The organism is Micromonospora cynarisoli, from assembly GCF_030518815.1.
Classification (GTDB): Bacteria; Actinomycetota; Actinomycetes; order Mycobacteriales; family Micromonosporaceae; genus Micromonospora; species Micromonospora wenchangensis.
In genome coordinates, this window is record NZ_CP130426.1 from 2,375,432 (window position 1) to 2,386,354 (window position 10,923).

Annotated in this window: 11 protein-coding genes; 6 read left to right on the forward strand and 5 right to left on the reverse strand. The window is 67.4% G+C overall.

Annotation, left to right across the window (positions count from 1 at the left end; all coding sequences use genetic code 11):
• Positions 1 to 15: 15 nt before the first annotated feature.
• The 4 genes from Q2K16_RS09640 (at position 16) to Q2K16_RS09655 (ending at position 2,544) form a co-directional block, all read left to right on the forward strand.
• Positions 16 to 756: a hypothetical protein gene (locus Q2K16_RS09640; RefSeq protein WP_302744843.1), complete on the forward strand. Its 741-nt coding sequence runs from the start codon at positions 16 to 18 to the stop codon at positions 754 to 756.
• 83 nt (positions 757 to 839) lie between these two features.
• The gene (locus Q2K16_RS09645; RefSeq protein ID WP_302744845.1) at positions 840 to 1,445 is read left to right on the forward strand and encodes a hypothetical protein; all 606 of its coding nucleotides are present in this window, start codon (positions 840 to 842) and stop codon (positions 1,443 to 1,445) included.
• Between the two features lie 272 nt (positions 1,446 to 1,717).
• Complete coding sequence (locus Q2K16_RS09650) at positions 1,718 to 1,897, forward strand: plasmid pRiA4b ORF-3 family protein (RefSeq protein ID WP_302744846.1); 180 nt, start codon at positions 1,718 to 1,720, stop codon at positions 1,895 to 1,897.
• Positions 1,843 to 2,544 (forward strand): hypothetical protein, encoded by a 702-nt coding sequence (locus Q2K16_RS09655; protein ID WP_302744847.1) that lies wholly within the window; start codon positions 1,843 to 1,845, stop codon positions 2,542 to 2,544. The genes Q2K16_RS09650 and Q2K16_RS09655 overlap by 55 nt, the downstream gene beginning before the upstream one ends.
• Here the strand turns inward: Q2K16_RS09655 and Q2K16_RS09660 are convergent.
• The 3 genes from Q2K16_RS09660 to Q2K16_RS09670 form a co-directional block, all read right to left on the reverse strand.
• Positions 2,509 to 3,351, reverse strand: coding sequence for a hypothetical protein (locus Q2K16_RS09660; protein ID WP_302744848.1), 843 nt, complete (start codon positions 3,349 to 3,351; stop codon positions 2,509 to 2,511). The two genes, Q2K16_RS09655 and Q2K16_RS09660, sit on opposite strands and share 36 nt — an antisense overlap.
• Before the next feature lie 168 nt (positions 3,352 to 3,519).
• The gene (locus tag Q2K16_RS09665) at positions 3,520 to 4,281 is read right to left on the reverse strand and encodes a hypothetical protein (protein ID WP_302744849.1); all 762 of its coding nucleotides are present in this window, start codon (positions 4,279 to 4,281) and stop codon (positions 3,520 to 3,522) included.
• Entirely contained in the window at positions 4,278 to 4,862 is a 585-nt protein-coding gene (locus tag Q2K16_RS09670) for an RNA polymerase sigma factor (protein WP_302744850.1), read from the reverse strand. Before Q2K16_RS09670 ends, Q2K16_RS09665 begins: the two co-directional genes overlap by 4 nt.
• Before the next feature lie 852 nt (positions 4,863 to 5,714).
• Here Q2K16_RS09670 and Q2K16_RS09675 point away from each other — a divergent pair.
• Complete coding sequence (locus tag Q2K16_RS09675; RefSeq protein WP_302744851.1) at positions 5,715 to 6,251, forward strand: hypothetical protein; 537 nt, start codon at positions 5,715 to 5,717, stop codon at positions 6,249 to 6,251.
• A 197-nt stretch (positions 6,252 to 6,448) separates the two neighbouring features.
• Here Q2K16_RS09675 and Q2K16_RS09685 read toward each other — a convergent pair whose 3' ends face one another.
• On the reverse strand, positions 6,449 to 8,548 hold the full coding sequence (locus Q2K16_RS09685) for an N-6 DNA methylase (protein ID WP_302744852.1): 2,100 nt from the start codon (positions 8,546 to 8,548) through the stop codon (positions 6,449 to 6,451).
• 95 nt (positions 8,549 to 8,643) lie between these two features.
• Here Q2K16_RS09685 and Q2K16_RS09690 point away from each other — a divergent pair, with 95 nt between their 5' ends.
• Positions 8,644 to 8,814 carry a hypothetical protein gene (locus Q2K16_RS09690; RefSeq protein ID WP_302744853.1) on the forward strand — a complete coding sequence of 57 codons (171 nt, stop codon included), beginning with the start codon at positions 8,644 to 8,646 and terminating at the stop codon, positions 8,812 to 8,814.
• Between the two features lie 674 nt (positions 8,815 to 9,488).
• Here Q2K16_RS09690 and Q2K16_RS09695 read toward each other — a convergent pair.
• Positions 9,489 to 10,799, reverse strand: coding sequence for a serine/threonine-protein kinase (locus tag Q2K16_RS09695; protein WP_302744854.1), 1,311 nt, complete (start codon positions 10,797 to 10,799; stop codon positions 9,489 to 9,491).
• Positions 10,800 to 10,923: the final 124 nt, after the last annotated feature.

The following is a 10,923-nucleotide window of genomic DNA, read 5'->3' on the forward strand; positions in this document are numbered from 1 at the left end:
TACAGCGCGAGTGAGGTGTTGGTTGAAGAACGGCGGCCGGGGTTGCCGCATCGCCGGCTTGCCGACGATGTCCCGGCCGCCTCAACCGTCAACCGTGACCAGCAGGCGGGGGTTGGCGTGGAGATCCACGACATCGACGGCCGCCCCCACACCGACATCGCGGGGGCAGCAGAGCTGACTGGCAGGTCGCAGCAGACCGTGCGACTCAAGACCTCCCCCATCAGCATGCTGCGGCAGGTCCACCGCAAGGACCCCACGGCAACTCAGCAGGCCCGGGGCATCCAACAACTCGCCCTCACCGGCATGGACGACAACGACATCGCCCGCCGCACCGGCTACGACCGCGAAGAGGTACGGGCCGGACGGAAAGTCGCCACCCTGGACAAGAACACCACCGACCGCACCCATGCCCTCGGCCTCGACCTGACCCAGGTGGCAGCCCTCGCCCAGTTCACCGACCGGCCCGACTGGATCGAGCACCTCCTGGAGCAAGCCGAAGAAGGCCCCTTCGCCTTCGCCCGCGCGCTGGAACGCACCCGGCGTGCCCGCGCCGCCCTCGATGCTCAGACCAGCCGCCACACCGCACTCACCGAAGCCGGGATCAGCATCCTCGCCGCGCCCGACCCGCCTACACCGACAGCACGGTCAAGGAGGTCGTCGATCTACGCGATGCCGATGGGCAGCGCATCGACGCCGAAGCGCACCTCACGTGTCCCGGCCACGCCGTCTTCCTGTCGATCCAGCACGACGAGCTGACCGAGACCGCCTACTGCACCAACTGGCACGCCAACGGCCACACCCTGCCCGCCTACCTCGCGCCATCGGCCCGCAGCGGACCCATGATCGAACAGGAGAAGGCAGAACGCCGCCGCGTGATCGAGAACAAGAAGGCCATAGACATCGCCAACACGGCACGTCGCGAGTGGCTGACCACGTTCCTGACGGCCAAGATCCCACCCAAGGGCACCGCGAAGCTGCTCGCCGAAGCCCTCGCCGACTCCGGATACATCCTCTCCACGTGGATCAACGGCGGCCGGAAGATGCTCGACGAACTCCTCTACCCGGGCAAGGCCAAGCGGGCCGGCATGAAGCGGGTTCCCGCCCGAGGCAACGACGGGCGGTACGCGGTGATCTCCCTCGCCGCCATCGCCGCCGCGAACGAGAGCGGCATCAGCAGAAGCTCGTGGCGGGTGGCCGACCCAGGAGTCGCGAACTGGCTGCGGTGGTGCGTCACCAACGGCTTCCAACTCAGCGAGGTCGAACAGCTCATCCTCGACACCGTCGACGGGCGCGCAAAGCAGCATGTTGACGTCACGGCCGCCGTATCGCAGTCCGCGCCGCGTCCGGGCACGCCCAAGACGGACACCGTCGAACGCAGCGCGGCCGTCGACGGCTCGCCTGGGGTCGAAGCGGATGCGCTTGTCGGTTCGGCTCCCGTCGTCTGATCCTGTCGGTCGGGGTCAGCCAGGCTTCGGCCCGGCTGGCCCCCGCCGCACCGACGCCATCAGCGGATCCATATTGACTACCATGCTGTACGTCAGCGGGAACCTCAACCAGCGGAGGCAGGACCGACCGCATGAACGGGCCGTCAGCCAAGGTGAATGAAAACCGAGTAGTTGATCTTTAGCGCCCCAGGTCAAGAAGTCTGCTCCCCGCGCATGCGGGGGTGATCCCCCGGCGCACCTGGGCGGCCAGCCGATCCGGCAGGGTTTTCGCGGTGAGCCGGTCGCGCACCTTCGCTCAGTTCGCCGAGGCGATCGACTTGGCGTTCGCCCGCTGGGACCTCGCCCACCTGCACATGTTCACTCTGGCTAACAAGACCTCCATCATTCCCCCTGAGCTGTGGGACGGCGAGGCCCCGGAGCACAGCGTCGACAGCACCAAGACCCCAAGCTGAGTCGGCTGGGTCACGGCGAGCAGTTCGCGTACGTCTTCGACTCCGGTGACGACTGGGCGCACCTGGCCCGGGTCTACGTCATGCTCACCCGCGCCCGCACGCTCAACGAGGCGTACGTCGTCACCGACGACGAACCGCGCGAAGGAACACCACCCGCCCCACCGACCGCCCGAGTCGCCGTGCTCGCCGACATCATGCGCCGGGTGCTGCCGGACCGCTCCGCCACCGAAACCGAACAACAACTCTGGGCCGACGCCGACGCGCTGCACAGCTGGACCCCGATCTATGACGACCTGCTCGCACGGGCCCACATGCCCGCGTACCTCGCCACCGTCCGGCAGCTCCACGGCCCCGCGCTCGCCGAACGACTCAGCCGCGACCTCGCGCTGCCGGCACTCATCAGCAAGCTCACCACCTACGCCACCGCCGGCCACGAACCTCACGAACTGCTCCGCCGTATCCTGCGTGTGCGCGAGCTGGACACCGCCGACGACATCGCCGCCGTCCTGTGCTGGCGGCTCGACCAGCTCATGCGGCACACCACCGCCGACCCCACCATCGCCGAGCGCGCCGACAGTGGCGTACCTACACCGAACGGCTTCCTGACGGTCTCACCGGTGAGGTCGGTGATGCACTACGCCAGGTAGCCGCAGTCTGCGATCGCCGCGCTGAAGCGCGCCCACCTCACCGCCGAGACCCGGCCCGCCTGGAGTCTCGCCCTCGGCGAGATCCCCGCCGACGACGCCGGCCGATGCCAATGGCTTACCCGGGCGGGCGTCGTCGCCTCCTACCGCGACACCTACCGACTCAGCAGCGACTATTCCATCGGCCCCGAACCACCCAGCAACGACATCACCCGGTGGAACGCCTGGCACCGCGCCCGGCTCGTCCTCGGTGCCGCCACCCTCGCCGGACGACTCACCACCGCACCCGACGCCGAACTCACCCGTCTCGTCAGGGCACTGCACGCCGCTGATCGCGCAGCACCCGCGTACGTCGGGGATGAACTGCGTGTCAGTCACCGGGCGCTCACCGATGCCCAACGCCACCGCTACGACCTCGCGCAGCACCTCGTCACCGTCGAAGAGAACCACCGCGCTGCCGGCAGCCACGTCCAGCGGTTGCAGCCGCGCTGGTGGCATCGTGGCGCGCCACGTGCTCGAAGAGTTGCGGCGCAGCGCAGTCTGAGCGCCTACGCCACCACGGTCGCAACCCAAGTAGGTCACCTGCAAGGGGAGCTCGACACCGCCGATCGTCAGATTCTGGGCCTCAGGCAACGGGTAACCATCGTCGAGGCTGACCACGCTGTATGGAAGCGCTGGTACGACGGGGCTCTCCCCGCGCGGTACGCCGGGCTTGCTGCCGCCGCTGAGCAAGCCCGGCGTGCCGTCAGTCGCAACACTCGCCTCGCCGATGCGGTATCTACCACCACGGCCCGCGTCCAGGCCGTCCACGAAACCCGCCCAACGCCCCGCAGCAAGCCCGTGCCGGAGTATCTCCGTCAGCATGCGCACGACGCGTGGCAGCGCATCACCACCAATCGCGACGTCGAGCCGGACGTTGAGTGACGTGCCGCCCGGCTTTCGGCCGCTCGAAGTTCGCCCTGGTCACCATGCTCGTCCTCACACCGTAGGCAAGTGTCTAAGCAGAGGGGGATTGACCTGGCTGACGATTACGATGACGTTCTCTCGTGACGCGGCCGACCAGAGGATGGGGCGGGCCTCTTCGAACTCCGCAAGCTTTTTGTCCGCGTCCGGGACAATGGCGGTGCGGTCTGGATAGATACTGTCGGCGTTGTCGGCTATCTTCACCAGAGTGGCTTCTGGGTCCTGAGCGATGCGGCGGATCGAGTCCAGGTAGTCACTGCCACGCATCGGAGTCACCCGCTCGACGATACTCACCACCGGCTCAGGGACACCGGCCCTACGCAGTTTATCGGCGGTCCAGTCGGTCATCTCCAGAATGTCGTGCAACCAGCCGGCCATCTCCATGTTGCGGCCGAACGGTCTCATTGCCCTCGCTACTGTCCGAAGGTGCCCTTCGTACGGCCCCCCGTACATCTCCAACTCACCAGCGTGGGCCTTGGTCGCCAATGCCGCAACCCCGTCAAGGGTCAGCTCAGTTATGCCGCCATTCCCGGCGCTAACGTCCCTCTGATCCGCAGGTTGATCCTGTGGCCGCGCGGGTGCGGACAGTGGCTGGTCAGCGTCGGAGTCGTCCATGTCGGTGTAGCCCGCGCTACGGAGCATGGCCCGCAGCCGGTCGTCGATCTCCTCGTCGGTGATGTCGGCGACGACCTCGTCGACCAGGTCGAACGTCTCCCGGAGAAGGCTACTGAGCAAATCGGGCTTGTCTCGCTGCGGATCGGGTTGGTTGGTGGTCATCGGTCCTCCTCCCTCTCTGAGGGTTCGCTGCCGCACCTACCGGCGTCATCGGGATTCTCGGCTGTTGGTATGGGTCCCAGCCCGGCCACTCTCAGGCGTTTTCGCATCTCGGTCAACGCGGTGCGTACAGCGTCGTACGAACGTCCGAGCTGGGCGGCGATCTCGGTCTGGCTAAGGCCTTCCATCAGACAGCACGCAATGTCCCGCTGACTGGGGGTGAGCTCGCTCAATATCTTCTCGACCGCTGCGCGATTGTCCCAGATGCTCGGAGTGTCCTGCGGGCGTTCGAAGTTCATCGCCTGATACTTCTTCTGCCGATCCGCACAGCGTTGCCTCGACAGCCAAGCCTTTTTTACGTTGTTGATCATTACCCTTCGCACGTAGGGCAAAGGTTCACTGATCGCGCCCCAGCGCTTCACGAGCTTGAGAAACGCGTCCTGCACCGCGTCGTGCGCCTCGTCCTTGCTAGCACCGGCATACATCGCAGCCTTCATCAGCGGACGGTAACTCCCTTTGAGAAATGCGACCAGCTCTGGCGGCGCAGTGCCCCTCGGTTGTGATGGGGGATTGTCGGCGTCCACTCGGGCGCCACCTCCGATCCGTCTAGGGTTGCCGGAAGACCCCTGCTGCCGGCTCTACTCATAGATCCCGCAGAGCCGACGGATGTGAGCAAGCCAGCCAAGATTCTTTAAGCCGTCTACCTTCCCGATCGCGACGACGCGACCCTGAACACGAGAAGGTAGGCGGGGGCATGCCTCCCACCAGCAGTGACGTCTGTTCCGACGCTGGCTGACTCGGCGCTCCAGCTACGCTGGCTTACTCAAGCCGAAGTTCAGCAGAGCAAGCAGCAGCAGTGCCGCGCCCCCGAACGCCCCACCACCAGTGAGCACCGCTGTGGAAATGCTAGCGCCTCCGACGTATGCGACCAGAGCAGCACCCGCGCCGACGATCACTGCGGCGAGCAGGATCAAGACGATCCAGACCGAGCGCGGCGGTGGGCACGGTGCCGTCGAAGAGGCTGGCGCAGGAGGCGGGACATTCGTGGTCGGACCCATGATCGTTCTCCGTTCTGCTCGGAAGAGCTTCCGAAGGTAGATCCCACCGGCCGTAAGTTTGTGAGGGCAGACACCGGCCCAGGCAAGGCAACCCATGCAGACAAATCGACCGACCGTCCAACACGCCTACCCCAGGGGCCCCGCATTTCGTTATCGATCGTTCCATCCTGCTGACCTGCCACGACAACGTCGAAGCTGGATAATCAAGATCTCAGTTCTGCGTACTGGTGCGGCTATCACGCGGCCATGACCGGGCCGATCGCCGCCGCGCCAGACCACGCGAACCGGTAGATCGGAGGCGGGTGTGTCATTCATGCGACACCGCCTCTCGGCAACGGCTGCAGCCCTGCGCTTACGCGTGCATGCATCATCTTTCGGATGCGTACCCGAACCAGCGTTCTCATGTTGGCCGCCACCGCCGCAACCCTTGCCATCGCCGGCTGCAGCGGTAGCAGCAGCGACAACGCGCCCGCCAGTGCACCCGCGCCCCAGTCCACCGTGTCAACGAGTCCTCCGGCACCAGCCACCCCGAAGGACGCCAAGGTCGTCCTCGACAAGCTGATCGAGGCAAGCATTGGCCTCACCGGTGGCGCTGTGCAGAACGAGGACACCGACCCTAACGACCTGCTCGGTCGGCCCAACGGCTACATTTCCCGCGCCTCCGCCGATCTGCCGGGCGGCAACCGTGAAGGTGAGAAGTACGGCATCGATAGGGGCCTGGTCATTGAGGTCTTCCCGACGAAGGACGACGCCGACCGGCGGTCGAAGTTCATTCAGGAGTCGTTGAAGTCGATGCCAATCCTCGGCACCGAGTACCACTATCGGGCGGACGAGGGGCGAGTGCTGGTGCGGGTGTCGGGGAAGGTGAAGCCATCTGCCTCAACGAAAATTGAGCAGGCTGTGAATGACCTGTAGCCAACGGACCGGCCGGCCGGATGGGTCTGCTGCACCGATAGGTGGCAGTTTCAGTCACGCGGCCTGGCTGGCCGGTGGGGTCATGATGGTCTCGTACTCGATGGGGGTCAACCGGGACAGGGACCGTTGGCGTCGACGGCGGTGGTAGGTCCGCTCGATTCAGATCACGATCGCGGTCCTCAGTTTCACCCCTGTGGTCAAGGCGTGATGGTCAGAGCCCCCGACGTGAGTGCGTCGCTGATGTCGCGGGCCAGGGCGTTCCCCGCCGCAGCGATCCGACCGAGTCCGGTACGGAACTCGGCAAGCCGCTGGAAGGCCTCCCCGTACGCTCGCTGCTCCTCCAGCGGCACCACGGGGATGGCAAGCCGTCGGATGTCGATGCGCAGCGCCCCGCTGCCGCTGCTGGACGCCCGGCCGGCAACCCTCACATTGTCGGTGCGGGAGAGGACCCCCGCGACGAACCACGGGTCGAACAAATCCCTGTCCACGCGCAGCAGCTGCACACCCGGCGCGAGTTCGGCACCGACCTGCTCCGGGGTAGCCACCTGAGCGACGATCTCGCGACCGATGACCGGGATGAGGATGTCGCTGTCCTCCACCCGCGGGCCGGTGTCCTCGGTCGCGGAGTGGGTAGCCGTACCGGTCGCCGGCCGGCCGGCCAGGACATCGCTGGAAGTGAGAACGGGACGGTCGGTGCCCGTGCCCTTCGCCCGGCTACGGGTCACCGCCCGGTGCACGGCGACGCTGCCCGCCCGGATCAGGTCGGCGACTTCGGCGTGGGACGCGGCGTGGAGGGCTTCGGCTGCTGACTCCCGCACCAGCGGGAGGCTGCGGCGGACGTCGTCGATGAGCCGACCGAAGTCGTCGATCGTGGCGAGGATGCGGACCGGGTCGAGGGAGTCCTCGGCGGCGTGCGGCAGGTAGCGCTGCGGCGTCAGGTCCACCTGGTCGTTGAGCACGTCGATGGCGTCCACGACACGGTGCACCCCGGGCGCTTCGGTGAGGTCGCCGGCCAGATGGCTTCGCCACACCCCGCCGATGGTCTCGGCGAGGGTGTGGTCCTTCGTCATGGCGGTGGCATCGACGACCAACAGCCCCGGGGTGGCGGGTGCCTGTCGCGGGTCGGGCTGGTGCAGCACCCAGACGTGCAGGCCGATGCCGGTCGGTGGCATGAGGCCGACAGGCAGGGCGATGACCGCGCGCAGGGCGCCCCGGCGGACGAGTTCGGCACGGATACGCCGCCCGGCCGGACGCAGGGCGGTGGCCGGGGGCATCAGGACGACGGCGGTGCCCCCGAGAGAGAGATGGGCAAGGGCGTGCTGCACCCAGGCGAGTTCGGGTTCGGTACGCGGGGGTAGGCCGAAGGTCCAGCGCGGGTCGTAGGTGAGGCGGTCGTGGCCCCAGTCGTGGATACCGAACGGGAAGTTCGCCACGACGACGTCGGCCCGCAGGTCGGGCAGAGCGTCGGCGAGGAGGCTGTCGCCCACGTGCACGACCGGCGGAGCCGCCTCCTGCCCGGCACGTCGGGCCCGCAGGTGCACGAACCACAGACGCAGCAGGGTGATCAATGCGTACTTGGGGTTGATCTCTTGGGCGTAGCAGTGCGTCACGGTGCCCCGCTGCAGTGCCTGGTCGGCGGCCATGCGCAGGATCGAGCCGGTGCCGCTGGTGAAGTCGAACGTGCACGCGCCGGAGCCGGCGAGCGCCAGCATCACCTCAGCGACGGTGTCTGGGGTGCCGGCGAGGCCGGACATCGAGTGCGCCGACGTGACGTACTGGTGGTGCAGGTATTCGAAGGCGGTCTCCGCGTTCTGCTCGCGACCGAGTTCGTCGACGGTACGCAGCACTGCGGTCAGCTGCGGGGTCCACTGCTTCGGCAGCACGCGGCCGACCATGTCGGCCAGCCGGGCGTCGAGGGCACCCAGGCGGGTCACGAGCTGCTTCGGGGTCAACAGGTCCTCGCTGGCGGCGGGAGCCTGATCCACATTAGCGAGCAGGTAGGCGCCGGCGATGCCGAGCGCTTCGGTCATCTGCGCCGCTGGCTGGTAGCTCTCGATGTGTCGCCAGGCCCACTGCTCGGTGGCCGCCTGGTGCAGCTTGCCGTGGCGACGCAGCCACTGCTCGGTTTCGTGCGCGTCGAAGAACGGGCTGCTCGGGGTGCCACCCACCGGCATGGGGAAGTCGGTGTATCGCCGACGCCAGTTGCTCACCGCGGCTCTGCCGACGTTGGCCAGTCGCGCGATGCCGCTGGCAGTCAGGGTCGCCGCTCCGTGTGCCGTGCTCCGCTCCGCTGTCACACGTGAACACTAGCATGAGATCTCATGTTGTGTACTCGGTTCACAGGCGCTACTGTTTCGGCGTCTCCGTTCCATCGACCTCCGAGGAGGACTCCATGCCGCGCCGTGGACACAGCACCACCATCGGCAAGTTCGCCAAGATCCACCGGGACCGTCGGGTCTCCGAGATCCGCATGTTCGGGGAACTGCTCCGGGCGGAGCAGCGGTCGACGGCCATTCAGGACCTGAACATGCTCGACGTACGTCAGGCCGAGATCACCCGCTGACTGATCCGCCCCATCCACCACAACCAAAGGAGGACCATGAACACCCTTGCTCGCAGCCACGCCCACGACGTTCCCGCCGGTCGGATACCTGCACGACGGCGCGTTGCGGTACCGGCCCAGCGTCCGCGCCGTCCCGGCGGATGTGTACGCCGCAGTACGCCTTGACCCCGCCCTGGGTGCCGCCATCGCGGCGGCGTACGTGGCAGCGCCGAGCCGGGACGAGCGGGCCTACCCCTCGTACGCCAGGTTCTGCCAGGAGACCGTGCGGCAGTACCACTTCCTGATCGGCCGCGTCGAGTTCGGCGGCCTGGGCGTGGCGGTACGCATCGTCGACGAGGACCCGTACCAGAGCGTCGAGTCCATGGTCGACGACATGCGGGAGCGCCGGCTGAAGGTGTGGGCCAGCGCCGCCAGCGGCAACGCGCACCCCTATCTCAGCGACGGTGAGAACGACATGTTCCGCGCGGTGCACGACGCGTTCGGACATGCCGCCAGTGGCCGTGGTTTCGACCGCCACGGCGAGGAGGCCGCCTGGTGGAAACACAGCCTGATGTACTCACCACTCGCCCGGCGCGCGCTGACCACGGAGACCCGTGGGCAGAACTGCGCGTTGATCTTCCACTACGGCAGCGGCCGGTTCCCGGAGCAGAAGGCGGCACTGCTGCCCCGGGAGTTCAGCGACCCGCGCTCGGTACGGATCGAGGGCGGGGAGAGGACGCCGACTTTTCCTCCAGGGCTTCGATCTCCTGACGTAGCTGCTGCACGCTCGGGTGTCCGGCACCGACCAACCGGGTCTGGTCATGCAGTAGGTCGTTGAGCTGACGTAGTGCCCGCCCGTGCTCACCGAGTAAGTCATGAGCACGGGCGGTGTTCAGGCGGAAGCCGAACACCGCGGGGTGGTTGTCGCCATGGCGTTGCACATGGTGCTCGACGAGGCTCCGCCACAGGCGTGCCGCAGCCCGGAACTCGCCGGCGGCGAACAGTTGCTCCGCCTGCCGCGCCACCTGCTCCGGGTCGAGCACTGATGGTGGGACCGGACTCACGGCGCGGTGGGCGGGCTGCGGTGTCCCGCCGACGACCGCGGCGTAACCCTGTACGGCACCGACGCTGTCGGTGACCACCCCCGGCAGCGCCGGCCGGTCCAGGGCCAACGACGCCAGCGCGGCGTACACCTCGCTGGCATCGGCCGGCCGGTCCTCACGTCGATGGGCGAGCAGCGAGTCGACGAGGTCGCCGAGGACGGCCGGGATCTCGGGACGCAGCTCAGCCGCGCGGGGCGGCGGGTCGTCGAGCTGGTGTCGCAGCGTGGTGGTGGTCGTGTCGCCGTCGAAGGGCACCTGGGCGGTGAGGAGGTGGAACAGGGTGCCGCCCAGGCCGTACAGGTCGGTGCGGTGGTCGACGGGCTCGCCGAGGATCTGCTCGGGGGCCATGTAGCCGACGGTACCGAGGCTCTGCCCCGTCTCGGTGATCCGCGAGTAGCGGTCGTCGTCGCGCATGACGGCCAGGCCGAAGTCCAGCACCTTCACGGCACCTCTCGGGTCCAGCATGATGTTGCTCGGCTTGATGTCCCGGTGCACCAGGCCGATCTGCTGGGCGGCGATCAGAACGCTGCTGATCTGTGCACCGATGGCGGCGACCCAGCCGATCGGCACCGGATGCTGCTCGTCGACCAGGGTCGACAGCGTGATCCCGTCGATCTTCTCCAGGACGACGTACGGCCGGCCGTCGTGCTCGTCGAGGTCGTAGACGGCGGGCACGCCGGGGTGGTCGAGTCGGGCGGTCAGGAGTGCCTCCCGCCGGAACCGACGGATCAGCTCCACGTCGAGCTGCGCGGGTTGGACGAACTTCACGATGACGTCGCGCTCAAGTCGGGTGTCCCGCGCCACCCAGACCTCACCCATCCCGCTGCCCGGCAGGGGATAGCGGCCCAACACATACCGATTCCTGAGACGTTTCGCCGTCAGCACGGCGCTGAGCTTAGCCATGGTGACCGCCTTCGAGACCACGGGAGTGTCGGTGAACCGACAACACTAAGATAAACGTTGCAAACACGCTTCACAAGCTGCTTCACTGTGCGTCGGCGTCAGCGGCCCACCTGACGACCCTTCT